This window comes from Pedococcus sp. (genome assembly GCF_036554925.1).
Taxonomy (GTDB): domain Bacteria; phylum Actinomycetota; class Actinomycetes; order Actinomycetales; family Dermatophilaceae; genus Pedococcus_A.
The window spans coordinates 1-22,104 of sequence record NZ_DATBMI010000231.1 but is presented as its reverse complement, the minus strand read 5'-3'; the positions used below and the strand labels follow the sequence as shown (position 1 = coordinate 22,104).

General features: G+C 72.5%; 27 protein-coding genes, 1 tRNA gene and 1 riboswitch. Of the genes, 9 read left to right on the top strand and 19 right to left on the bottom strand.

The annotated features are described in order from the left end of the window. Nucleotides 1-257 precede the first annotated feature (257 nt). Nucleotides 258-355: riboswitch (glycine riboswitch) on the bottom strand. Nucleotides 356-430: 75 nt separating this feature from the next. The 9 genes from VIB11_RS17085 to VIB11_RS17045 form a co-directional block, all read right to left on the bottom strand. Further along, nucleotides 431-1,012 (bottom strand): MerR family transcriptional regulator, encoded by a 582-nt coding sequence (locus tag VIB11_RS17085; RefSeq protein WP_332057270.1) that lies wholly within the window; start codon nucleotides 1,010-1,012, stop codon nucleotides 431-433. Nucleotides 1,013-1,188: 176 nt separating this feature from the next. Then, entirely contained in the window at nucleotides 1,189-1,686 is a 498-nt protein-coding gene (locus VIB11_RS17080; protein ID WP_332057269.1) for a bifunctional nuclease family protein, read from the bottom strand. A 65-nt stretch (nucleotides 1,687-1,751) separates the two neighbouring features. Then, nucleotides 1,752-2,441 (bottom strand): MerR family transcriptional regulator, encoded by a 690-nt coding sequence (locus VIB11_RS17075; protein ID WP_332057268.1) that lies wholly within the window; start codon nucleotides 2,439-2,441, stop codon nucleotides 1,752-1,754. A 40-nt stretch (nucleotides 2,442-2,481) separates the two neighbouring features. Continuing rightward, the gene (locus VIB11_RS17070) at nucleotides 2,482-2,937 is read right to left on the bottom strand and encodes an FHA domain-containing protein (RefSeq protein WP_332057267.1); all 456 of its coding nucleotides are present in this window, start codon (nucleotides 2,935-2,937) and stop codon (nucleotides 2,482-2,484) included. A 146-nt stretch (nucleotides 2,938-3,083) separates the two neighbouring features. After that, the gene (gcvH, locus tag VIB11_RS17065; RefSeq protein WP_332057266.1) at nucleotides 3,084-3,470 is read right to left on the bottom strand and encodes a glycine cleavage system protein GcvH; all 387 of its coding nucleotides are present in this window, start codon (nucleotides 3,468-3,470) and stop codon (nucleotides 3,084-3,086) included. 44 nt (nucleotides 3,471-3,514) lie between these two features. Further along, entirely contained in the window at nucleotides 3,515-4,351 is an 837-nt protein-coding gene (locus VIB11_RS17060; protein ID WP_332057265.1) for a DUF881 domain-containing protein, read from the bottom strand. 5 nt (nucleotides 4,352-4,356) lie between these two features. Continuing rightward, on the bottom strand, nucleotides 4,357-4,689 hold the full coding sequence (locus VIB11_RS17055; protein WP_332057264.1) for a small basic family protein: 333 nt from the start codon (nucleotides 4,687-4,689) through the stop codon (nucleotides 4,357-4,359). Further along, nucleotides 4,686-5,708, bottom strand: coding sequence for a DUF881 domain-containing protein (locus VIB11_RS17050; protein ID WP_332057263.1), 1,023 nt, complete (start codon nucleotides 5,706-5,708; stop codon nucleotides 4,686-4,688). Before VIB11_RS17050 ends, VIB11_RS17055 begins: the two co-directional genes overlap by 4 nt. Beyond that, nucleotides 5,705-6,331 carry a CDP-alcohol phosphatidyltransferase family protein gene (locus VIB11_RS17045; protein ID WP_332057262.1) on the bottom strand — a complete coding sequence of 209 codons (627 nt, stop codon included), beginning with the start codon at nucleotides 6,329-6,331 and terminating at the stop codon, nucleotides 5,705-5,707. The genes VIB11_RS17050 and VIB11_RS17045 overlap by 4 nt, the downstream gene beginning before the upstream one ends. A 66-nt stretch (nucleotides 6,332-6,397) precedes the next feature. On the opposite strand from VIB11_RS17045, the gene VIB11_RS17040 reads away from it, so the two are divergent. The 6 genes from VIB11_RS17040 to VIB11_RS17015 all read left to right on the top strand — a co-directional run bounded on the left by VIB11_RS17040 (nucleotide 6,398) and on the right by VIB11_RS17015 (nucleotide 11,039). Then, nucleotides 6,398-7,558, top strand: a complete 1,161-nt coding sequence (locus VIB11_RS17040) for a MalY/PatB family protein (RefSeq protein ID WP_332057261.1) — start codon at nucleotides 6,398-6,400, stop codon at nucleotides 7,556-7,558. A 46-nt stretch (nucleotides 7,559-7,604) separates the two neighbouring features. Next, nucleotides 7,605-8,828, top strand: a complete 1,224-nt coding sequence (locus VIB11_RS17035) for a 4-alpha-glucanotransferase (RefSeq protein ID WP_332057260.1) — start codon at nucleotides 7,605-7,607, stop codon at nucleotides 8,826-8,828. A 51-nt stretch (nucleotides 8,829-8,879) separates the two neighbouring features. Further along, nucleotides 8,880-9,527, top strand: coding sequence for a DUF2461 domain-containing protein (locus VIB11_RS17030; RefSeq protein ID WP_332057259.1), 648 nt, complete (start codon nucleotides 8,880-8,882; stop codon nucleotides 9,525-9,527). Next, the gene (locus VIB11_RS17025; RefSeq protein WP_332057258.1) at nucleotides 9,524-9,847 is read left to right on the top strand and encodes a hypothetical protein; all 324 of its coding nucleotides are present in this window, start codon (nucleotides 9,524-9,526) and stop codon (nucleotides 9,845-9,847) included. Before VIB11_RS17030 ends, VIB11_RS17025 begins: the two co-directional genes overlap by 4 nt. A gap of 86 nt (nucleotides 9,848-9,933) precedes the next feature. Beyond that, nucleotides 9,934-10,584, top strand: a complete 651-nt coding sequence (locus tag VIB11_RS17020; RefSeq protein ID WP_332057257.1) for a class I SAM-dependent methyltransferase — start codon at nucleotides 9,934-9,936, stop codon at nucleotides 10,582-10,584. A gap of 125 nt (nucleotides 10,585-10,709) precedes the next feature. Further along, a complete protein-coding gene (locus tag VIB11_RS17015; protein ID WP_332057256.1) occupies nucleotides 10,710-11,039 on the top strand; it encodes a hypothetical protein in 330 nt (109 codons plus the stop codon). Between the two features lie 97 nt (nucleotides 11,040-11,136). Here the strand turns inward: VIB11_RS17015 and VIB11_RS17010 are convergent, their stop codons facing one another. Next, on the bottom strand, nucleotides 11,137-11,556 hold the full coding sequence (locus VIB11_RS17010) for a hypothetical protein (RefSeq protein ID WP_332057255.1): 420 nt from the start codon (nucleotides 11,554-11,556) through the stop codon (nucleotides 11,137-11,139). Between the two features lie 43 nt (nucleotides 11,557-11,599). On the opposite strand from VIB11_RS17010, the gene VIB11_RS17005 reads away from it, so the two are divergent. Continuing rightward, complete coding sequence (locus tag VIB11_RS17005) at nucleotides 11,600-12,301, top strand: hypothetical protein (RefSeq protein WP_332057254.1); 702 nt, start codon at nucleotides 11,600-11,602, stop codon at nucleotides 12,299-12,301. Here the strand turns inward: VIB11_RS17005 and VIB11_RS17000 are convergent. Further along, the gene (locus VIB11_RS17000) at nucleotides 12,286-12,600 is read right to left on the bottom strand and encodes a hypothetical protein (protein WP_332057253.1); all 315 of its coding nucleotides are present in this window, start codon (nucleotides 12,598-12,600) and stop codon (nucleotides 12,286-12,288) included. The genes VIB11_RS17005 and VIB11_RS17000 overlap by 16 nt on opposite strands. A 206-nt stretch (nucleotides 12,601-12,806) precedes the next feature. Between VIB11_RS17000 and VIB11_RS16995 the strand changes: the two genes are divergently transcribed. Continuing rightward, complete coding sequence (locus tag VIB11_RS16995) at nucleotides 12,807-13,286, top strand: hypothetical protein (RefSeq protein WP_332057252.1); 480 nt, start codon at nucleotides 12,807-12,809, stop codon at nucleotides 13,284-13,286. A 120-nt stretch (nucleotides 13,287-13,406) separates the two neighbouring features. Here the strand turns inward: VIB11_RS16995 and VIB11_RS16990 are convergent, their stop codons facing one another. The 4 genes from VIB11_RS16990 to cmk all read right to left on the bottom strand — a co-directional run bounded on the left by VIB11_RS16990 (nucleotide 13,407) and on the right by cmk (nucleotide 16,722). Next, complete coding sequence (locus VIB11_RS16990; protein WP_332057251.1) at nucleotides 13,407-13,937, bottom strand: AAA family ATPase; 531 nt, start codon at nucleotides 13,935-13,937, stop codon at nucleotides 13,407-13,409. 309 nt (nucleotides 13,938-14,246) lie between these two features. Further along, a tRNA-Pro gene (locus VIB11_RS16985) sits at nucleotides 14,247-14,320 on the bottom strand. Nucleotides 14,321-14,421: 101 nt separating this feature from the next. Further along, on the bottom strand, nucleotides 14,422-15,978 hold the full coding sequence (gene der, locus VIB11_RS16980) for a ribosome biogenesis GTPase Der (RefSeq protein ID WP_414695882.1): 1,557 nt from the start codon (nucleotides 15,976-15,978) through the stop codon (nucleotides 14,422-14,424). Between the two features lie 48 nt (nucleotides 15,979-16,026). Continuing rightward, nucleotides 16,027-16,722, bottom strand: a complete 696-nt coding sequence (gene cmk, locus VIB11_RS16975) for a (d)CMP kinase (protein ID WP_332057249.1) — start codon at nucleotides 16,720-16,722, stop codon at nucleotides 16,027-16,029. A 60-nt stretch (nucleotides 16,723-16,782) separates the two neighbouring features. Here cmk and VIB11_RS16970 point away from each other — a divergent pair, with 60 nt between their 5' ends. Next, on the top strand, nucleotides 16,783-18,270 hold the full coding sequence (locus VIB11_RS16970; RefSeq protein ID WP_332057248.1) for an HNH endonuclease: 1,488 nt from the start codon (nucleotides 16,783-16,785) through the stop codon (nucleotides 18,268-18,270). 16 nt (nucleotides 18,271-18,286) lie between these two features. Here the strand turns inward: VIB11_RS16970 and VIB11_RS16965 are convergent, their stop codons facing one another. The 4 genes from VIB11_RS16965 to VIB11_RS16950 all read right to left on the bottom strand — a co-directional run. Beyond that, on the bottom strand, nucleotides 18,287-19,369 hold the full coding sequence (locus VIB11_RS16965; protein ID WP_332057247.1) for a prephenate dehydrogenase: 1,083 nt from the start codon (nucleotides 19,367-19,369) through the stop codon (nucleotides 18,287-18,289). Nucleotides 19,370-19,451: 82 nt separating this feature from the next. Next, nucleotides 19,452-20,654: a pseudouridine synthase gene (locus tag VIB11_RS16960; RefSeq protein ID WP_332057246.1), complete on the bottom strand. Its 1,203-nt coding sequence runs from the start codon at nucleotides 20,652-20,654 to the stop codon at nucleotides 19,452-19,454. Continuing rightward, entirely contained in the window at nucleotides 20,651-21,304 is a 654-nt protein-coding gene (gene scpB, locus VIB11_RS16955) for an SMC-Scp complex subunit ScpB (RefSeq protein ID WP_332057245.1), read from the bottom strand. The genes VIB11_RS16960 and scpB overlap by 4 nt, the downstream gene beginning before the upstream one ends. Continuing rightward, nucleotides 21,297-22,104 (bottom strand): segregation and condensation protein A (locus VIB11_RS16950; protein ID WP_332057244.1); only part of this gene is annotated, 808 nt, incomplete at its 5' end. The genes scpB and VIB11_RS16950, both read right to left, overlap by 8 nt.

Here is a 22,104-nt window from a genome sequence, read left to right as displayed (position 1 = left end):
GGCGGCCTCGGACGGGGCCGCGTCGATGTGCAGGGCCTGCTCGGAGCGGATGCCACCGGGGCCTGCCACGTCGGCGAGGGAGTCCAGGCTCTCCTGCCCGATGGCCTTGAGCATGTCGGCGACGTCGCCCTCTGAGGGACCGATGTGCCGGGTGACGAACTCTGGATACTGGGACATGAGGCTCCTGACACGATGCGGGACGGGTGCCTCCCCATCTGTCACGCCGCCGACGTCTGCCGTCGTCGCTCCAGAGGTGCCTGATCCGCGTGGTCCTGGCGCCTGAGAGGTTCCGGGGAGTTTGCCCCTTCGGCGCCCCGCCGTGACGTGCACGCGGGGACTCTCCCACGCGGGGTGTTCAGCGCTTTCAAATCTACAGCACGAGCCCGCCTCGACGGTCGGAGGCGGGCTCGGTGTGGAATGTCGGTGGCGCTCAGGCCAGACGGGCCTGCCGCCGGGCGGTCAGCTCGTCGCCCGGGTGGGCCGCGGGGGCCTCGTCCTCGGTGCGCTCGCTGGGCAGCTCGGCGAGCTCGCCCTCGACCTCGCGCCAGACGCGGCCGACGGCGATGCCGAAGACTCCCTGGCCACCCTGCACGAGGTCGATGACCTCGTCGGCCGAGGTGCACTCGTAGACGGACGCCCCGTCGCTCATGAGCGTGATCTGGGCGAGGTCCTCGACTCCCCGCTCACGCAGCGCCTGGATGGCCACGCGGATCTGCTGGAGCGAGACGCCGGTGTCGAGCAGTCGCTTGACGACCTTGAGCACGAGAATGTCGCGGAAGCCGTAGAGGCGCTGGGTGCCCGAGCCGGTCGCACCGCGCACCGAGGGCTCGACCAGGCCGGTGCGGGCCCAGTAGTCCAGCTGTCGGTAGGTGATGCCGGCCGCCTTGCAGGCCGTCGGCCCGCGGTAGCCGATGTCCTCGCTCAGCTCCGGGAGGTCGTCCGTGAACAACAGGCCCTGCGCTGCGACCGGCACCGTCGTCTGGCCGGACTGGGCTTCACCGGTGGGGTTCACGGCGCACACCTCCTGTGTAACTACACTGCTTGTATTCGGGGACTATTGACGGTACGGGCGGCATCGCCGCACGTCAACGACCCCTCGATGGTTCGGGTATCGGCGTGTCGCCCCTGGACGGCATACCCTCGATGTTCACTTGAGCGTGAGGCTCGGCTGCCTCGCCAGCCTCGCGATCAGGCCTCGGCCTCGCCCGGCTTCTCCTCGGGCTTCTCGAAGTCCTCCGCGGAGACGTGGTCCAGGAACTCGCGGAAGCGCTCGACCTCGTCGTCGTCCTCCTCGGGCGCCATGGTCACGCCGGCCTCCTCCAGGAGGCTCTCGCCGGCGGTGATCTCGGTGCCGGTCCTCAGGGCCAGGGCGATGGCGTCCGACGACCGCGAGGAGATCTCCACCGCGCCGTCGAACACCAGGGCCGCGTGGAAGACGCCGTCCTTGAGCGCGGCGATCCGCACCTCGGTCAGCCGGTGCCCGAGCCCTTCGATGACGTTCTTCAGCAGGTCGTGGGTCAGCGGCCGTGGCGGCTCGATGCCCTGCTGGGCGTAGGCGATCGCCGTCGCCTCCGCCGCGCCGATCCAGATCGGCAGGTAGCGGTCCCCACCACGCTCGCGCAGCAGCACGATCGGGTGGTTGGTGGGCATCTCGACCCGCACCCCGAGAACGTCCAGAACCTTCACTCCCCCACCGTACCCCGCGGTCATCGACGCGTCTCGGCTCTGGAGAGGCCCGACGCCGGTGTGGCTCAGGGGTGTTCGAGACCCGACTTCACCAGGGCCGTGTGCAGCGCGATGCACAGCCGCAGGACCTCTGCGGTCGGGTCCTCCCGCGGGCCGCCCCGTGCCGCGCCGCGATGTGGTCGCACGACCTGCTGGACGAGGCCGATCTCGCGGTCGGCGGCGGTCCGGAAGGGACGCAGGTGCCGGGGCTCGAGGCCGTAGGCCGCGAGGCTGGCCGCAGCGTGGGCGACCGCCAACGCGGACTCTCCGAAGTGCCCGGAGTCGTCCGCACGCAGCAGCCCGAAGGTCTCGAGGGCCGTGAACGTCGCGTCGTCGAGCCCGGCCGCCGCCGCGAGCTCGGCTCGGGTCAGCCGCAGACGGCGGCTGACCGTGAGCGACGCCGCCGTGGGCACGTCCGGGTCCTCGGCGGGACGCGGCGGCTGCGGCCGCACGGCGTCCACGCCCTCGCCCGGTGGCGTCAGGCCCCGGTCGAGGGCGTCGAGGGACTCACGGATGACCTTGAGCGGCCAGAAGCGGTCCCGCTGAGCGGTCAGGACGTACCGCAGGCGGTCGACGTCGTCCTGGGAGTAGGTGCGGTAGCCCGACGCCGTGCGCTCCGGGGTCACCAGGCCCTCCGCCTCGAGGAAGCGGATCTTGGAGATGCTGATGTCGGGGAACTCGGGCTTGAGCTGTTCGAGCACCGCGCCGATGGTCATGGCCCGGGTGGCCCTGCGTTCACCCACGGGCAGGCCGGGCTCAGCCCTTGCCGGCGTAGAAGACGAGGCGGAACTTGCCGATCTGCACCTCGTCGCCGGTCTTGAGCACGACCTCGTCGATCCGCTCGCGGTTGACGTAGGTGCCGTTCAGCGAGCCGACGTCGCGCACGATGAAGGTGTCGCCCTCGCGGCGGAAGATCGCGTGCTTGCGGGAGACGGTGACGTCGTCGAGGAAGATGTCGCTGTCGGGGTGGCGCCCGGAGGCGACCTCGTCGTCGTCGAGGAGGAAGCGAGCCCCGGTGTTGGGCCCGCGCAGCACCACGAGCAGCGCGGTGCCTGCGCGGAGGGCGTCGACCGTCGCCTGGTCGGCCTTGCTCAGGGAGACCTCGGCCTCGACGCCGGTGTCGATCTGCTCCAGGCCGCCGATGCCCGGCAGGCGCATCGTGGTGGGCTCGTGGGCGCGGGAGGCCTGCTCCTCGTGCTCGCTGCCAGTCATGTGCTGGGCTCTCCTCGTCTCATCTGTAGTCGGCCCCCTCTAGCAAAACACAAACCCTAGGTGACGCCGAGGGGTGCCGCAGGATTTCCGCCCCGAAACGGTCGACGGGCGTGTCCCACGGCGCCGACGGGCGCGGATCGGCCGGGTCAGCCGAGCTGGTCGGTGTATGCCGCGCGGTCCAGCAGCGCATCGACGGCGCCGGCGTCCGCGGGACGCATCTCGTACATCCAGCCCTCGCCGTAGGGGTCGGTGTTGACCAGCTCGGGGCTGGCGTCCAGGGCCTCGTTGGCTGCGGTGATCTCCCCCGCCAGAGGCGCGTACAGGTCGCTGACCGACTTGGTCGACTCGACCTCGCCACAGGCGTCGCCAGCGGCGACCGTGTCGCCCACGGTGGGCAGGCTGACGTAGACGACGTCGCCGAGGGCGTTCTGCGCGAACGACGTGATGCCCACCCGGACCACGCCGTCCCCGACGCGGACCCACTCGTGCTCCGGGGTGTAGCGCAGGTCGTCCGGGTACTCCAGGTCGCTCATGGTTCTCCTCGTCGAGTGGCGTCGTGCGGGGCGGTCGGTGGTGGTCAGTTCCCTTGGCCGGTCTGCCCCGGGACGGGGCGAGCGTACTGAGGCTGTTCGAGGGTGTGCAATGCGGTGATGTCCACCGTGTCACGCTGCTCGACCGACGAGACCGCCCCGAGGCGCCGGACCGACTCGTTGACACCGCCGGGGATGTCCATGGCCGAGGCCATGGTCGCGCTGTCCCCGATGGCGCGGATGACGTAGGGCGAGTCGACGCGCTGGCCGTCCACCTCGATGCCACCGGGCCCGTCGGTGAAGTAGGTGCTCGCGACCACGCGGACGTCACCGATCTGCACGGCCTCCGCGCCGGCGTCCCGCAGCTCCTGCAGGGCGTCGAGGAGCAGCGCGCTCGTGACCTTCTGCGAAGGGTCGGTGATCGTCAGCTCGATGCCGGGGCCCTTCGCGGGGGTCGTGCCGGCGAGGATGCCCAGGGTGTCCAGGCGCTCTTGTGCAGCACGGAGCGCCTCGGCACTGGTGTCGGCGCCACTGAGGAGCCGGTCGCGGGTCGCCTCGAGCGCCCGGGCGTCGTTGCCGAGCCTGGCGGCGTCCTGCGAGACGTCGTCGAGGATCCGCACCAGCTCGTCCTCGCGCAGCTGCTCGAGCCCCTGCTGCTGGGTCTGCTGGACCTGCGTGGCGATGGCGAAGCCGAGAACGAGGGCCAGCGCCGCCGCGAAGAAGTTGGCGCGCGTGGCCCGCGGTCGGGCCATCCGGAACATGGTCGACCACGAGCCGCGCCGCGGTGCCTCGGGCGGGGTCGTACCCGGCGGGGTCGTCGCGGGCGGGGGTGCCGTGGGCCGGGGCCGCGCGTCGCCCACGTCGTCGGTGGTGCCGTCGGTCATGTCGCTCACGCCCGGAACAGGTGTCGTCGGATCGAGGCGACGTTGGAGAAGATGCGAACCCCGAGGACGACCACGACGCCCGTGGACAGCTGGGCGCCGACGCCGAGCTGGTCGCCGAGGAAGACGATGAAGCCCGCCACCACCACGTTGGCGAGGAACGAGACCACGAAGACCTTGTCGTTGAAGATGCCGTCGAGAACGGCGCGGACCGCGCCGAAGACCGCGTCGAGGGCCGCGATCACGGCGATGGGCAGGTAGGGCTGCAGCCAGAGGGGCACCTCGGGTTGCAGGAACAGCCCGATGAGGATGCCGCCGATGAGGCCGAGAACCGGGATCACTGTGCAGACTCCGTAGTCGTCGAGGTCGGGTCGTGGGTCGTGCTCTGTCCCGGGGTTCCCTGGGGGGTACTGCCCTGGCCGGTCGGGGTGCTGCCCGGGGGCGGCGACGTCGTGGCGGTGCTCACGGTGGGCGGTGCGGCGGTGCGGACCGTGAGCGACGTCGCCCCGGGGAGCGTCAGCCTGTCGGACCGCGCGGTCGACACGCGCACCCCGTAGTTGTCCTCCAGGGCCCGGAGGTAGGCGCCGCCCGCGCTCTCGGCGAACTCGACCTCGAGGGACTCGGGGTTGCCGATGGCGCTGATGGTGTACGGCCGGGTCAGGGGACGGTAGTTGACGAGGATGGCCTCGCCGGCGAAGCGGATGGCCGACCGCGACGTGAGCCGCTGCCCGTTGACCGCGATGGCCTCTGCCCCGGCCTCCCACAGCCCGTTGACCACGAGCTGGAGGTCCTTGGACAGCACCCGGCCCTCGTCGGAGTCCGCCTGGGTGCGCGGGTCGCCGTCCGCGCTGCCGCCGCCCTCCTTGCGGGCGTCGTCGAGGGTGATGGTGAGGCCGGGGCCGGTCACGGCGTCGCTGCCGGTCGAGCGGGAGAGCGCCGAGAGCCGCTTGGCGAGCGCGGCCTGCTCGCCACCGAGGGCGTTCGCCTGGGCGCGGTCGATCTCGGTCTGCAGCGCCTGGACCTGTCGTGCGCGCGCGTCCGCATCGGCACGGCGCGCCTCGATCTGGGCGACGAGGTCGGCGCGCGCCCGGGACGAGACGGTCTCGGGTCGGCGCAGCGACAGCGCCCCCAGCGTCAGCAGGAGCCCGACGACGACCGCCGCCACGAGCACGGTCCGGCTGCGGGTGCTGGTCGCCGCGGGAAGCCCGGCGTCGACGCGGCGCTGCGCGGCCGCGGCATACGAGGGGTCGAGGGGCCGCTCCATCATCGACGTGAGCAGCGTCATCGACTCGTCCACCCGGCGCCCCTGGGGCGTGGTCGGCGGTTCGGGGGCGCGGTGGGACGTGGGAGGCGGGGTCACGGCGTCACCCGCTCGGCGGCCCGGGCCCGGGAGACCACCTGCCAGCCCTGGATGACGTACATGACACCTCCGAGCCAGTACAGCCCGGTCCCCCACCAGGCGAAGGCCCACCCGACGGGGAGCGCCACCTGCGCGAAGGTGCTCTCGCCCTGTCCGAGCAGAAGCAGCGGGAAGGCGTAGAGGAGGTTGAAGGTCGCTGCCTTGCCCACGAAGTGGACCGGGAGGCCGGTCTGCCCGTGACGCTTCACGACGGCGAGCACGCCGGCCAGCAGCACCTCACGGCTGACCAGCAGCGCCACCAGCCACCACGGGATGATGTCGCGCCACGCGAGGCCGAACAGCGTGGTCGCGATGTACAGCCGGTCGGCGAGCGGGTCGAGGAGCTGGCCGACCCGCGACACGAGCCCGAAACGACGCGCGATCTTCCCGTCGAGGTAGTCGCTGACCCCCGAGAGCATCAGCGTGGCGAGGGCGATCGCGTCGTGCCCGGCGAGGATGGCCCACAGGAAGATGGGGACGCCCACGAGTCGTAGCACCGAGAGCACGTTGGGCAGCGTGAGGACGCGGTCGGAGACGGCGGGCGCCACCCCCGGGGTGATCGTCTGCTCGCCCTTACGTGCCACCCCGAAAGCCTATGCGCTGCCAGCGTGGCCACCGAACGCGGCTCGCCCACTCCGTAGAGTCGCGCCATGGAGAATCCCCTGCTCACGGCCACGGAGACGGACCTGCGCCGGCGCCGGAGCCTGAAGTGGCGGCTCTACGGTGACGACGTCCTGCCGCTGTGGGTGGCCGAGATGGACGTCCTGCCCCCGGAGCCCGTCGCCCGCGCCCTGTCCCGGGCGATGGCCCTCGGCGACACCGGGTACCCGTGGGCGCGTGACTACGCCGAGGCCCTCGCCGCCTTCGCCGAGCGTCACTGGGGCTGGTCCCCGGACCCGGGCCGGGCCCGGCTGGTCCCCAACGTGATGCTGGGCGTCAGCGAGGTGCTCAAGGTCGTCACCGGGCCCGGGGACGCGGTGGTGCTGAACCCGCCGGTCTACCCGCCCTTCTTCGCCTTCGTCCGCAACCTCGGGCGCCGCGTGGTCGAGGCGCCCCTCGGGGCCGACGGCCGCCTCGACCTCGAGGCCCTCGACGCGGCCTTCGGCGAGGCGCGGCGCGGGGGCCGGCCGGCGGCATACCTGCTGTGCAGCCCGCACAACCCCACGGGGGTGGTCCACACGCGCGCGGAGCTCATGGCGACCGGCGAGCTCGCGGCGCACCACGGCGTCCGGGTGGTCGTCGACGAGATCCACGCCCCGCTGGTCCACGAGCCCGGCACGTTCACCCCCTTCCTCTCGCTCCCCGTCGGCTCCGCCGCGTTCTCGCTGATGTCGGCGTCGAAGGCGTTCAACCTCGCGGGGCTGCCGTCGGCGCTGGCGACGGCGGGTGCCGACGCCCAGCACGACCTCGCCGCGATGCCGGAGGAGGTGGCGTTCGGCGCGAGCCACGTCGGTTCCCTCGCGCTGGCCGCGGCACTGCGCGACGGCGACCCCTGGCTGGCCGCGCTGCTCTCCGGCCTCGACGAGAACCGTCGTCTGGTCGCGGACCTGCTCGCCGAGCACCTCCCGGAGGTCGGGTACCACGTGCCCGAGGCGACGTACCTCGCCTGGCTGGACTGCCGGGCCCTCGGGCTGGGCCCTGACCCCGCCGCGGTGTTCCGCGAGCGCGGCCGTGTCGCGCTCAGCCCCGGCCCTGGCTTCGGCACCGGAGGAGCGGGGCACGCCAGGCTGAACTTCGCGACGTCGCCGGAGATCCTCCGGGAGGCCGTCGAGCGGATGGCCCGTGCCGTGAGGCGAGGGAGTCAGGCGTGAGCGGATCCCGCTGGCGAACGGCGCCGTCCATGGGAGGGTTCTGACCGTGACCACCGCACGCGCCAGTGGCGTCCAGCTGCACATCACCTCCCTGCCGGGGGGCCGCCTCGGGCCAGCCGCCCGCGACTTCGTCGACTGGCTGGCGGCTGCCGGGCAGTCCGTGTGGCAGGTGCTGCCGCTCTCCGTGCCCGACGAGCACCACTCGCCCTACAAGTCGCCGTCGGCCTTCGCGGCGTCGCCCGCACTGCTGGAGGACCCGCACGCGCCGGTGGCGGAGGAGGAGCTCGACGCCTTCGCGGCGCAGGAGTCCTACTGGGTCGGCTCGTGGACCGACTTCGGCGGGGACCTCGCGGACCAGGTGCGGTTCGCGCGGGAGTGGGCGGCCCTGCGCGCCTACGCCGCCGAGCGCGGGGTGAGGCTCATGGGCGACGTGCCGATCTACGTCGCGCCGGACGGTGCCGACGAGCGGGCCTGGCCCGAGTTCTTCCGTGAGGACGCCGTGGCGGGCTGCCCGCCGGACGCGTATGCCGCGACGGGGCAGCTCTGGGGCAACCCCCTCTACCGGTGGGACGCCCTGGAGCGGGACGGCTACCGCTGGTGGATCGAACGGCTTCGGCGCACGTTCGCGCTGTTCGACCTCGTCCGGCTGGACCACTTCAGGGGTTTCGCCGCGTACTGGGCGATCCCGGCCGGCTCGGAGACCGCGCTCGGGGGTCGCTGGGAGCCGGGGCCCGGCCGCGCGCTGTTCGACGCGGCGACCACCGCCCTCGGCCCGCTGCCGGTCGTGGCCGAGGACCTCGGTGACATCGATGCCCCGGTGATCGAGCTGCGCCGCGCCCTGGGATACCCGGGGATGGCGGTGCTGCAGTTCGGGTTCAACCCCGACGACCACGACAACACCCACGACCCGGACCACCTCGAGACCGACCAGGTCGTCTACACCGGCACCCACGACAACGACACGGTGTGCGGTTGGTGGGAGACGCTGCCCGAGGACCGCAGGTCGCTCGCGAGGCGCGCCTGGAAGGACGCGGGCATCACGACGGACGGCGACTCCGAGCCGTCGTGGGCCATGATCGAGCTCGCCCTGCAGGCTCCCTGCGGTCTGGCCATGGTGCAGGCGCAGGACGTGCTCGGGCTCGGCTCGTCGGCGCGGATGAACGCTCCCGGCATCGAGGGTGGCTGGGCGTGGCAGATGGCGGCGGGGGCCCTGACCCCGGAGCACGCCGAACGGATGCGCGGGCTGACCGCGGCCGCCGGGCGCTGCTGACCGCCACGCCCCTCATGGCCCCGGAGCCTGCCGCCGTGCGACAGTCGGCGCATGGGCGACTTTCGTGGGTTCCCGGCCTGGGGGGTGAGCTTCTACGGCGGCCTCGAGCGCGACAACACCAAGGAGTACTGGGCCGCCCACAAGGCGCAGTGGGAGGCGGAGGTGCGCGAGCCGATGCGTGCCCTGCTCGACGAGCTGGAGCCGGAGTTCGGTGAGGCGAGGCTGTTCCGGCCCTACCGCGACGTCCGTTTCAGCGCGGACAAGTCCCCCTACAAGACCCACCAGGGGGCGCTGGCTGGTCCGAACGCCGGCGTCGGCTACTACGTGCAGGTCAGCAGCGAAGGACTCACGGTGGGTGGGGGTTTCCGCACCCACTCCCCCGCCCAGACCGAGCAGTTCCGCGACGCCGTCGCCGACGAGGCGAGCGGCCCGGAGCTGGAGTCGATCGTCGCCGGCCTGGCCACTGCCGGCTTCACCCTCGAGGGTGCGAGCCTGAAGACCCGGCCGCGCGGCTATCCCGCGCAGCACCCCCGCATGGAGCTGCTGCGTCGCAAGGAGCTCATGGCCATCAGGCACATCGGGACACCCGGCTGGCTCGAGACACCCGCCGCCCTGGGCCACGTGCGGGCGTCGTGGAGACAGATCCGGCCGCTGGTGGACTGGGTCCAGGCCCACGTCGACATGACGGTGGAGCGATGACTGCGGGCGGTCGTGTCGACTGGCTGGCCGCGGCGGGCGGCGGCGTCGCCCTGTCGAGCGCGGCCGGCTATGTGGGCCTGATGCGCAGCCAGGGCGACGTGCCCGCGGGATGGTTCCTCTCGCTGCTCGTCGCGGGTGGGGCACTGGCGCTGTATGCCGCGCGGACACGGGCCGTTCGACGACGCGCCGCGCTGCTGGGCGCCGGCGGCCTGCTGGTGGTGTCGGGCCTGCTGGGGATCGCCTCCATCGGGGCGCCCATCCTGGTTGCCGGTCTGCTGTGCCTGGTGGCCGCGCGACCCCGGGCAGCATCGCACACGTGAAGCCGATCCGGTGGGGCTGATCCAACGCCTCCACCAACCGCGAGGTCGTGAGTGCGTCCGTGGCGTGCCGGCGGCATACTCGCACTGTGGCTGGCTGCTGCGACCCGAGCGGGTACGAGGACATGTTCGGCGAGCGCTTCGCCCGCCACCGGGCCAGGCGCTACCGCAGGCGCGGTCTGGATGCCACCGAGCGGCGGATGGTCGACTTCCTCAGCGCCCGTGGCGTCGAGGGGGCGACGGTGCTCGAGATCGGCGGTGGGGTCGGTGAGCTCCAGATCGAGCTCCTCCGTCGGGGCGCCGCACGCGCCACGAACCTCGAGCTGGTCGACGCCTATGACGCCCAGGCGAGGCAGCTGGCGACGGATGCCGGAGTGACGGGGCGCGTGCACCGACGCAGGCTGGACATCGCGGCTGCCCCAGGCGAGGTGGAGGCTGCCGACGTCGTCGTTCTCCACCGAGTCGTGTGCTGCTACCCCGACTACGAGAAGCTGCTCGGTGCCGCCGCCGACCACGCTCGCCGCCTCCTCGTGTTCAGCCACCCTCCGCGGAACGCCGTCTCCCGGGCCCTGCTGGGCACCCAGAACCTCATGTTCCGCCTCACCGGCAAGACCTTCCGCACGTTCGCCCACCCCCCGGACGAGATGCTCCGCGTCCTCCACGACCGGGGTCTGGTCTCGTCGTACGCCCATCGCGGGCTGGCGTGGCGTGTCGCCGGCCTGGAGCGACCGGAGGACTGACGAGGCGCCGGGCGGCGCACAGGTGTGCCTCTCGTCCACCTTGGGTGCCTGTCGGGGCTGCGCTGAGCATCGGAACGTGGTGTCCAGAGGCGGCACAGGGCCGCCGAAACCCGAAGGACATCACCATGAACCTCTCATCCTCTGCCCGCTCGGTCGTCGTCGGCGCTGCCGTGGCGGCCACGGCCGGCTTCGGCCTGGGCGCGGCGTTCACCAGCCACTCGACGTCTGCAGCCGGCTCCGAGCCGGCACGCCAGATGGTCGGCTCATCGACCTCGAGCTACGAGCGCAGCCACCCCACCCGCCTGACGGCCGAGATGCGGCGCAAGCTTGCCGCGACCGTCAGCCAGGGCCAGGCCGACGCCACGACATGGCGGCGAGCCGACGGCACCGTCCACGAGGTCACCGGCGCGAGCAGCAGCGTGCGCATCCTGCCCCACGACGTGAAGGGGCCGTAGGCACCCCACGGGCCGTCTTCGCCATCTGTCAGCGGGACCGGCCGACGTGTCGGCCGGTCCCGCTGACGCCCACCCGAGGGCGTCCACCCGGTGGTCCCTACGCAGAGCCCGGTGGCGGCGCGGTGGCAGGTGACGAGGCCGCCAGCGCCGCCTCGAGGTCGGCGGCCACCCGCTCCAGCTCCAGCGAGGGGGCTGCCACCCCGATGGTGGTCAGGCCCACGATGCGCTGCCTCGATGCCCGCACGACATCGCGTAGGCCGCGCACGCGGGTGCGGTCAGCGTCATCGTGGGCGGTGGCCTCCAGAGCCGTCAGCCGATCTTCTGCGGCAGCCACTCTGCCCTCTCCGACCGCCCAACCTCCGCGGATCTGCTCGACCGAGCCGGCCTGCCGCAGCTCGGGGACGAGCACGCGGGCGAACCAGGCAACCTCGTCCACCGACTCGGCCAGCTCCTCGTTCCAGGCTCGGCGCCGGCGTCCCCTCACCATCAGTGGAACCGCGACGACGGCCGCGAGCACGAGGGCACCCAGGAGCCACCACAGCCACGCCGGTGTCGTCGACGTGTCTGCCGACGACCCCGGCGTGGGCGGAGTGGTCGGCGGAGTCGTGGGCGGAGTCGTGGGCGGAGTGGTGGGTGTCTCCGTCACGGTCGGAGTCGACTCCTCGGGAGTCGGTCTGGGGGTGCTGGTCGTCGTGACCGTCGCTGTCACGGTCTCGGTCGGCCGTGCGGTGACCGTCCTCGTCGGGCCTGCGGTCTCGGTCGCAGGCGGCGGCGGGCTGACCGTCACGGGCTGCGTGGGTGTCGGTGTGCTGACAGGCGTTGTGGCTGCGGCCGTACGTGTCGGGGTGTTGGTGCGCGTCTGGGTACGCGTGGGGACGTTGGGAGTCGTCGCGGTCTCGTCTGGCGTCGGGGTCTCGGCCGGCGACGCCGTCGTGGTGCGCGATGCTGCCTCCGTCGGCCGCTGGGTCCCCCCGTCGCCGCCGCATGACGAGACCAGCACCGCAGCTGCGGTCAGCACCACGACGTGCGAGGTCAGCGGGCACCACCTGATGGCGACGCCTCGAGCTCTCATCGTCATCGCTGCACTCCTCGTCGCGCTGCGCCGCGCTCGCGCCCGCATCTCGGCTCCTGCTGACGGTCCCCCGCCCGGCCCCTGCTCGCAGCGGGCTGACCCCTCCACGCTCGCACGGCCGCGTCAGTGGCGCCTCGTCCTCAGCGGAGGACTGCTCGACGGGTCCGGGACCTGCTACCGGATGGTGTAGTACCGCCCGTACCCGTAGGCGAGGAACCCCACGACGTTCAGCAGCCCGAGCACAAGCAGTCCCAGGGAGAGCCACCGCCAGCGCCACTGGCTGCGCGGCTGCCGCCAGTACGAGACTGCAGCCCACACTGCCACGGGGTACGCAAGGGGGAAGAGCCCCGCGACGAGGGCGGCGACCAGCGGCCAGGTGCGAGGATTCGATGGTCTCGTCGACGCCATCAGCTCGGCCACGGACCCGCCCTTCGCCGGCTGGGAGTACCCCACCACCGTGCGAGCACCTCGCGACTGCTGCTCACCCACGCGCGCCTCCCCCTTCGTCTGTGCCCTGCTCGAGCATGTCACCGCGGCCCATCGCGTGACGGGAACTGCGCGCACATGGAGGGGTGAGTCTCGCGCCCTCCACGTTTCACCCGTCCGGGGTGAGGCGGTGGCCGTCCGAGTGCCTCACCGTTCGTCTGGAGCTGGTCCCTGTGCTGCCCAGGTGTGAGCTGGAGGAAGGACATGCCGTGACGACGAAGAGTGACTTCACCGAGGAAGAATGGCTGCGGATCGTGCGGGCTCCGTTGGTGGCCGGAATGGCGCTCTCGCTGGCCGACCCTGGTGGTCCGATCGAGGCTGCGAAGGAGTCCATGGCGACGCTCAAGATCGCCACCAACCCACCGAGCCGCGAGCAGCTGCTGGCCGAGGTGGCGCTGGAGATCCAGGCCATGGCGCAGCAGAGGAAGAATCCGCTCAGCGGGTACAAGCCCGCAGCAGACGGGTCGCCGGGAGGCCAGGTCATCGAGGAGCTGCGCGCCGTGCAGACCGCGGTCGCAGCCAAGGCCACACCCGATGAGGCCGCAGCTTTCGGGCGGTGGCTGGTCGCCGCTGCCCAGGCAGCCGCCGACGCCGCCAAGGAGGGCGGTTTCATGGGCTTCCACGCCGAGCGCGTCAGTGAGCGAGAGACGGCCATGCTCGACCAGGTGCGGGCGGCCGTCTCTGCGTGACTTCCCCAGAGCCGCCGACGTGTCCCGTGCCAGGCGACGCGCCATGGACACCCACGTCATGAAACGGTCTTGGCGGGCGCCTCGCCAATCACCCTGCGCGCACGACGAATCCCCATGGGGCTACGCGGTGAAGAGCCCGCTCTCTCTGATCACGCGTTCGGCCGTGGCCATGGGCGAGGCCGCGTCGGCGCCGGCGTCGGCGGTGATCAGCGTCTCCCCCAAGCCCGGGACCAGGTCCGTCGGGCGATACCAGGCGCGCATGTCCTCGGTGGTGAAGTCGCCGGCCTGCGGCCGCGTTTTGTGTCGAACGAACGACTCCTCGAGTTCGATGTCGAGATAGAAGAAGTGGGCGCGGCCTGAATGGTCCCGGTTGAGCCGCAGGAGCATTTCGCCGTAGTGGTCGGCGTAGAGGATTCCCTCCAACAGCACGTGGTAGCCGTTGGCCAGGGTGTAGTTCACGATCTGTTCGATCAGCCCGATGTTGGTCCCGCCAGGTCGATCCAGTTCTTTCAGGATGGTGCGGCGGATGTTGTCCTGCGCGACGAGCGCGAGCCCTCGTCCGCAACGGCGACGAAGCTCGGCGGCGACCGAGCTCTTGCCGGCCCCGGAATTGCCTCGCAGGACGACAAGTTGCGGGGGCGTTGGCGGCACGCGTCGCAGGGTAGGCCATGTCATGAAGGGACCGACAGGCGAAGGCGCCGACCCGACAGCGGATGCACGGAGGCGCGCCGGATGCTGTCGCGTCGGGTCGGCGGCTCGGAACTACCGGCGGCACTGCGCCCTACAACGACCGCTGCGCACATCGCGGACACGCCGGTCGTGCTCGACGCCGGCACCGCGTTCTCCGCCTGGTGGTCCGGAAGTGGTCCGGAGAAGCCTGCGCTCGGGGTGGTCCAGGGTGGCCGGAGCGGGGCATGAAAACGGGCCCTGACCTGTCGAAACAGATCAGGGCCCGATCGGTCGGGCTGACAGGATTTGAACCTGCGACCCCTTGACCCCCAGTCAAGTGCGCTACCAAGCTGCGCCACAGCCCGAATCTTCAGTTGTCGCCATGGCTGCGATGAGCCGCAGGCGCGAGCGAAACCCTAGCGCACGGCATACCGCTGCTTGAAATCGGTGTGCCGTGCACCCGCCGCTACTTGCGGCGGCGCTTCTCCCGGACCCGGACCGACACCTCGATGGGCGTGCCCTCGAAGCCGAACTCCTCGCGCAACCTGCGCTCGAGGAAGCGCCGGTAGCCGGCCTCGAGGAAGCCGGACGCGAAGATCACGAACCGCGGCGGACGGGTGCCCGCCTGCGTGGCGAAGAGGATCCGCGGCTGCTTGCCCCCGCGCACCGGGTGCGGGTTGGAGGCGACGATCTCGCCGAGGAACGCGTTGAGGCGGCCCGTCGGCACGCGGGTGTCCCACGACTCGAGGGCCCGCTCGATGGCGGGCACGAGCTTCTCGACCGCACGCCCGGTGCGAGCCGAGATGTTGACGCGCGGCGCCCAGGGGATCTGCACGAGCTCTCGCTCGATCTCTCGCTCGAGGTAGTAGCGGCGCTCCTCGTCCAGCAGGTCCCACTTGTTGTAGGCGACGACGAGGGCCCGGCCGGCGTCGATGACCTGCTGGACGACCCGGATGTCCTGCTCGGCGATCGTCTGCTCCGCGTCGATGAGGACGACCGCGACCTCGGCCTTCTCCAGCGCCGTCTGGGTGCGCAGCGAGGCGTAGAAGTCGGCGCCGCGGGTCTGGTGGACCCGGCGGCGGATGCCGGCGGTGTCGACGAAGCGCCAGGTCTTGCCACCGAGCTCGATGAACTCGTCGACGGGGTCGCGGGTCGTGCCGGCGACGTTGTCGACGACGACGCGGTTCTCGCCGGCGAGCTTGTTCAGCAGCGAGGACTTGCCGACGTTCGGGCGGCCGATGAGGGCGACACGGCGCGGACCGCCGCGCTGGTAGGCACCACCCACGGCCGACACCTTCGGCATCACCTCGAGCACCGCGTCCAGGGCGTCGCCGCTCCCGCGGCCGTGCAGCGCCGACACCGGCCACGGCTGTCCCAGACCGAGGTTCCACAGCGCTGCGGCGTCGGCCTCCGTGCGCTGGTCGTCGACCTTGTTGGCCACCAGCACGACGGGCTTGCCCGACCGGCGCAGCAGCTTCACCACGGCCTCGTCGTCATCGGTGGCACCCACCGTGGCGTCGACGACGAGCATCACGACGTCGGCGAGGTCGACGGCGACCTCGGCCTGCTCGGCCACGCGCAGGTGGATGCCGGTCGCGTCGATCTCCCAACCACCGGTGTCGACGAGGGTGAACCGGCGCCCGGACCACTCGGCGTCGTACGCCACGCGGTCCCGGGTCACACCGGGCACGTCCTCGACGACGGCCTCGCGGCGGCCCAGGATGCGGTTCACGAGCGTGGACTTGCCGACGTTCGGGCGGCCCACGACAGCGACCACGGGGTGCGGGCCGTGCTCTGCGGCATACGCCTCGTCGCCGCCCTCGCCCTCGAGGAGGGAGCGGTCCTCCTCGGTGAGGTCGAACTCCTCCAGCCCAGCGCGCAGGGCGCGCTCGACAGAGGTGTCGTCGGTCAGGTGCTCGCTCACAGGTGGTCCTTCGGCGCGGTCGGGTGGGGGTTGGCCCACTCGGTATGCCGGTCGGCCGCGTCCGCGACCGACCTCACCTGCGCGGGCGTCGGCCTCCATTGTCGCGCACTTTCCCGGCGCGGCCGTCCACGGGCACCTGGGGCAGCCTCAGCGGCTGGCAGCCGTGGCCCGGACGACGTCGAGCACGGCCTGGACGCTCTCGTCGAAGTCGAGGTCGGACGTGTCGAGGAGGGCCACGCCGTCGGCGGCCTCGGTGAACTGCGAGACCGTGGAGTCGTCCTGGTCGCGGCGGACGATCTGGTCGCGGGTCGCCTCGACCGCGTGGTCCTCGGCGTGGCCGTGCAGCTCCTTGGAGCGCCGGCGCAGGCGGGCCTCCTCACTCGCCGTCAGCAGCACGCGGACGTCAGCGTCCGGGGCGACCACCGTGGTGATGTCGCGCCCCTCGGCCACGACACCACCGGTCTCCTCGGCGATGCGGGCCATGAGGTCGCGCTGGAGCTGCTGGAGCACCGGCCGCACGTCGGTGTTGGTCGCCACCTTGGAGACGACCTCGGAGACGCGGGTGGTGCGGATGTCCTGGTCGATCTCGCGGCCCGAGACCTTCACGCCCGGGGCAGCGGGGTCGGTACCCATCTCGAGGGGGAGGTCCCGGGCCGCGTGCGCCACGGCCGCCTGGTCGTCGAGGTCCACCCCCTCCTCCAGGCACCACCAGGTCAGCGCGCGATACATGGCACCGGTGTCGAGGTAGCCGACCCCGAGCGCGCGGGCCACCGCCTTGGAGACGCTGGACTTGCCCGACCCGGAGGGGCCGTCGATGGCGACGATGAGAGGAGCGCTGGTCACCCGCAGAGCGTAGGGCAGGGCTGGACGGCGCTGTCACACCCCTCCCCTAGTGTTGGACACATGTTCGAACCAGCGCGGGGTGGGCAGCCACTGACGACGGACGACCTGCGGGTCTTCCTGCGGCGGCTCCCCACGCTCGACACCGCTGTGTCGGACGCGGAGCGGGTCGAGCAGCTGTCGCTGCTGGAGTCGGTCAAGCACGCGTGCGCCGGGGCGCAGGCGGTGGTGGCGGTGGCGTTCGACGCCTCGCAGCGGGAAGTGCAGGCCACAGCGGGCGTGCCGGCGAGGAAACGGGGCCGCGGGGTCGGCGCGCAGGTGGCGCTGGCGCGCCGGGAGTCGCCGTCGCGGGGCTCGCGGCATCTGGGGCTGGCCAAGGCACTGACCGACGAGCTGCCCCACACCGGGGAGCACCTCCGCCACGGGAGGGTCAGCGAGTGGCGGGCCACCGTCCTCGCCCGTGAGACCGCCTGCCTGCACCCGGACGACCGCCGTGCGGTCGACGCCGCCCTGGCCATCGACCTGCCGACGTTGTCGGACCGCCAGGTGGAGGCCCGCGCCAAGGCACTGGCCGTGCAGTTCGACGCCGCGTCGGTGGTCACACGGGCCGCGAAGGCCCGTCAGGACCGGCGAGTGTGGCTGCGAGCGGCCCCGGACACCATGACCTACCTGACCGCGCTGCTGCCGGTCGAGCAGGGCGTGGCCGCCTACGCCGCCCTGCACGCCGCGGTCGGCACCGTCCGTGCCACCGGCGACGGCGCCGCACCGGACGCCCGTGGGGACGGGCAGGTCATGGCCGACACGCTCGTCGAGCGAGTCACCGGGCAGGCCACGGCCGCCGCGGTCCCGCTGGAGGTCCAGCTGGTCATGCCCGCCGACACCCTCTTCGCGACCGGGCCCGACGGAGGCCCTGGTGACGGCGTGCCCGCCAGCCTTCCCGGCGGGCAGGTCGTCCCGGCCGCGTTCGCCCGCCGGCTGCTCGCCGACTGTGCCGACGCGTGCGAGGACACCGGCACCGCTCTGGCCCTGCGGCGGCTGTTCACCAACCCCGATGGGTCCCAGCTGGTGGCGATGGACTCCCGCCGGCGGGTCTTCGACGGCCAGCTGCGCCGGTTCCTCCTGGTCCGCGACCAGACCTGTCGCACGCCGTGGTGCGACGCCCCGATCCGGCACGCCGACCACGTCGTCCCCGACCGGGCCGGCGGCGCCACCAGCACCCCCAACGGCCAAGGACTGTGCGAGGCGTGCAACCACGCCAAGGAGGCCCCCGGCTGGTCCGCCGCCACCCTCGACCCCGGGCCCTCACCCGCCGACCCCCACGCGCCTGTGCACCGGGTGCGCACCACCACTCCCACCGGTCATACCTACGACTCCACGGCCCCGCCGGTGCTGCCTGCCCGACGGCCGGCTCGTCGAGCCCGTGGCCCAGCACCGACCCGTCGAGCCCGTGGCTCAGCACCGACCCGGTCACGGCACCCGTGGCACGAGAACCTCATCACGCTCACCTGGGCCGACCGGCACCGGACCATCGACCTGCTCGACAGCGCCTGACCGGCGACGGCCGAGGTCAGCCGTGCAGCTGCCAGCCGCGTGCCTGCAGCTCCTCGGCGAGCCGTTCCGCGACAGCCGGGAGCACAGAGATCTCGGCGAGCCCGAACGGCTGCCCCAAGCCGTGCTCGAGGTGCAGGTCCTCGAGGTTCACCCCGGCGTCACCGACGTCGTGCAGCAGCCGGGCGAGCTCCCCCGGCTGGTCCGGCACGAGGGCCGTGACGACGGCATAGGTCGTGGGAGCGGCCCCGTGCTTGCCGGGAATGCGGTCGTGTCCGGTGTTGCCGTGCGCGACGACGCGTGCGAGCACCTCGCGTGCCCCGACGCCGTTGCCCTGCTCGAGGTGTTCGAGGGCACCGATCACCTCGGTGAGCTCGTCGCGCAGGTCGCCGAGCACCCTCCGCACCGCCGGCGCGTTCCCCGCCAGGATCTGGGTCCACAGCTGCGGGTCGCTGGCGGCGATGCGGGTGACGTCACGGATGCCCTGCCCCGACAGCCCCGCCGCCGACTCCGGGATGGAGCGCAGCCGGCTCGCAACCAGGCTCGCCGCGACCTGCGGGACGTGCGAGACGACGGCGACCGCCGCGTCGTGCTCGGTTGGGCTCATCACGCTGACCGTCCCCCCGGCGTCGGTGGCCATCTGTCGCACGAGCTCGACGGCCGTCGAGGAGGACTCCGCGTGCGGCACGACCACCCACGCCCGTCCGTCGAAGAGGTCGCCGCGAGCGGCGACCGCGCCCGACCTCTCCCTGCCCGCCATGGGGTGCGACCCCGCGTACCGGGTCAGGTCCCCACCCCTGGCGCGGGCCTCCTCCAGCACGGCGACCTTCACCGAGGCCACGTCCGTCACCACGGCATCCGGCCACCGGCGCAGCTCCTCCGCCACGACCGCACCGGCGACGTCGGGGGGTGCCGCGACCACCACCAGCTCGGGCGGTGCCGTCTCCGACGACGCCAGGCGGCCCGCTCCGAGGTCGCGGGCCAACGCGGCGGCGGTCGGCGACGGGTCCTCGAGCGAGACCTCATGGCCTGCCCGGGACAGCGCGATGCCCAGACTGGTCCCGATCAGGCCGGTCCCGACGATGCGCACGCGAAGAGTCACGGCCCGAAGGCTACCGACGCCGCCGCAGCGCCGTGTGCCGCGTCCGCTCGTGTGTGCCGCGTCCGCTCGTGTGTGTCAGCGCCTACAGCCCTGCCGCCGTGTAGAGCTGGCCCACCTCGTCCTTGGTCAGCCTCCGCATCTTCCCCGGCTTGGTGTCACCGAGCCGGATCGGGCCCACCTGGGTGCGCACGAGGGTGATGACCGGGTGTCCCACCGCCTCGAGCAGCCGCCGCACGATGTGTTTGCGCCCCTCGTGGAGGACGACCTCGACGAGCGCCTTCCCGGGACGGGAGTCGACCACCTTGAAGGAGTCGACCGCCGCATGGCCGTCATCGAGCTCAACCCCCTCGCGCAGTCGCTTCCCGAGGTCGCGCGGGATCGGCCCGGGCACCTGAGCGAGGTAGGTCTTGGCCACGCCGTACTGCGGGTGCTGCAGCCGGTGGGCCAGGTCGCCGTCGTTGGTGAGGATCAGCAGGCCCTCGGTGTCGGCGTCGAGGCGACCGACGTGGAAGAGGCGTTCGTTGCGGTTGCCGACGTAGTCCCCGATGTTGACCCGACCCAGCTCGTCGCTCATCGTCGTCACGACGCCGAGCGGCTTGTTGAACGCGAAGTACACCCTGCCCTCGTCGAGCTGCACCCGCACACCGTCCACGTGGACGATCTGGTCCGGGCGGATCCGCACGCCGAGCTCGGTCACCACCTGGCCGTCGACCTCGACCCTGCCCTGCTCGATGAGGTTCTCGCACACGCGGCGGGACCCCACGCCGGCGGCCGCGAGCAGCTTCTGGAGCCTGGTCCCCTCGGGGTCGTGGACGTCGACCGGCACCGCGGCCCTCGGGCGCCCCGGAAGCCGCGTCGGCTGGCTCGGCTTGGTCGTGCCGGCACGCTGCGGACGCCCGCCGCGGCCTGAGGCTGACGTGGCACGCCCAGTACTGCTGCCGCCGCGCCCGGAGCCCGCGCCGCCGCGCCCGGAGCCTGCACCGCCGCGCCCGGAGCCTGCACCGCCGCGCCCGGAGCCTGCACCACCGCGCCCGGAGCCCGCGCCCCCGCTCCCACCGGAGGCACCGCCCCCGGAGTCGGCGCCCCTCCCGGAACCGCCAGAGCCTCGGCCCGCGCCGGATCCGCGCCCGGTACCTGCGCCCCGGCTCCCACCGGAGGCACCGCGCCCAGCCCCGGCGCCCCGACTGCCACCCGCGCCGCCCCGACTCCCGCCGGAGCCGCCCCGACTCCCGCCGGAGCCGCCGCGTCCGCCGCCCGCGCCACCCCGGGGCTTGGGGGGCGTCACGAACGGCCCTGTTCTGCGAGTTCGTCGAGCATGTCGACCTCCGGGAGGTAGGGGGCAAGAGCGGGGAGCTCGTCGAGGCTGCCGAGCCCGAGCCGTTGAAGGAAGTAGTCGGTGGTGCCGTAGAGCACCGCGCCGCTCTCCCCGTCGTTGCCCACCTCGGCGATGAGCCCGCGGGTGAGCAGCGTGCGCACGACGCCGTCGACGTTGACGCCCCGCACGGCGCCGACTCGCGAGCGCGAGATGGGCTGGCGGTAGGCGATCACGGCGAGGGTCTCGAGCGCGGCCTGGGTGAGCTTGGCCTGCTGGCCGTCGAGCAGGAACTTCTCGACGACGGGGGCATACTCCGACCGGCTGTAGATGCGCCACCCCCCGGCCACGCTGCGGAGCGTGAAGCCGCGCTGCGCGGCGGCATACTCCTCCTCCAGCGCGTGGAGGTGGGCCACGACGTCGTCGACGGGCAGCTCGAGCGCGGAGGCGATGGCCACCTCGGTGACCGGCTCGTCGACCACCATGAGCACCGCCTCGATCGCGCTGCGCGCCCCTCCGGGGAAGTCGTTGATGTCGAAGGCGATCTGCTCCTCGGCACCGCCCTCGGGCACGGTCTGGTCGGCCGCGTCCAGCGGCGTGGGCCCGGCCTCCTGGTCACTCATCGCTGTGCTCCTTGCTCGGCAGGTCGGCTGCCACGTCCCGGTCGGTGTCGTCATCCTCGTCGAACTCGTCGCTGACCTCGATCTCGCCCTCGTCCGACCCCGTCCACCGCACCGTGAGCTCGCCGAGCGCCTCGGCCTGCTCGAACGCGATCGCGGCCTCTCGGAACAGCTCGAGCAGGGCGAGGAACCGCGCCACGATGACCAGCGTGCTGTCGGCATCGGCGACCAGCGCCCGGAACGAGCAGGCCCGCTCCCGGCGCAGCCGGTGGCCGACGATCGTCGCCTGCTCACGGACGCTCACCGCCGGGGCGTGCAGGTGCTCCAGACCCACCGTCGGAGCCACCTTGGGCGTCATGGCCCGGGCCGCGACCATGGCCAGCTGCTCCGGCGTGATGCCCATGACGAGCTCCGGCAGCAGGGAGGCGAACTGCGGCTCGATCCCCGCCTGGCGAGGCGTCATCCGCCCCGCGGTGGCCATGCGCTCGGCGAAGCCGTGCGCGATGTCCTTGAACGCGCGGTACTGGAGCAGCCGAGCGAACAGCAGGTCGCGCGCCTCGATGAGGGCGAGGTCCTCCTCGTCCTGGGGGCTGAGCTGCGGCAGCAGCCGCGCCGCCTTGATGTCGAGCAGGGTGGCCGCGACGAGCAGGAACTCCGACGCCTGGCTGAGGTCCCACTCCTGGCCGTCGGCGCCCGTCGCCTGGTGGGCCTTGATGTGGGCGATGAACTCGTCGGTGACCTTGGCGAGGGCGATCTCGGTGATGTCGAGCTTGTGCTTCGAGATCAGACCGAGGAGCAGGTCG

Excerpts from the sequence above, each read along its gene's own strand:
- VIB11_RS17025 (WP_332057258.1), top strand. The coding sequence starts at position 9,524 with ATGACTGCGGGCGGTCGTGTCGACTGGCTGGCCGCGGCGGGCGGCGGC.
- VIB11_RS16970 (WP_332057248.1), top strand. The coding sequence starts at position 16,783 with ATGTTCGAACCAGCGCGGGGTGGGCAGCCACTGACGACGGACGACCTG.
- VIB11_RS17060 (WP_332057265.1), bottom strand. The coding sequence starts at position 4,351 with ATGACCGACGGCACCACCGACGACGTGGGCGACGCGCGGCCCCGGCCC.
- VIB11_RS17075 (WP_332057268.1), bottom strand. The coding sequence starts at position 2,441 with ATGACCATCGGCGCGGTGCTCGAACAGCTCAAGCCCGAGTTCCCCGAC.
- VIB11_RS17070 (WP_332057267.1), bottom strand. The coding sequence starts at position 2,937 with ATGACTGGCAGCGAGCACGAGGAGCAGGCCTCCCGCGCCCACGAGCCC.
- VIB11_RS17015 (WP_332057256.1), top strand. The coding sequence starts at position 10,710 with ATGAACCTCTCATCCTCTGCCCGCTCGGTCGTCGTCGGCGCTGCCGTG.
- der (WP_414695882.1), bottom strand. The coding sequence starts at position 15,978 with ATGGAGGCCGACGCCCGCGCAGGTGAGGTCGGTCGCGGACGCGGCCGA.
- VIB11_RS17030 (WP_332057259.1), top strand. The coding sequence starts at position 8,880 with ATGGGCGACTTTCGTGGGTTCCCGGCCTGGGGGGTGAGCTTCTACGGC.
- scpB (WP_332057245.1), bottom strand. The coding sequence starts at position 21,304 with ATGAGTGACCAGGAGGCCGGGCCCACGCCGCTGGACGCGGCCGACCAG.
- gcvH (WP_332057266.1), bottom strand. The coding sequence starts at position 3,470 with ATGAGCGACCTGGAGTACCCGGACGACCTGCGCTACACCCCGGAGCAC.
- VIB11_RS17040 (WP_332057261.1), top strand. The coding sequence starts at position 6,398 with ATGGAGAATCCCCTGCTCACGGCCACGGAGACGGACCTGCGCCGGCGC.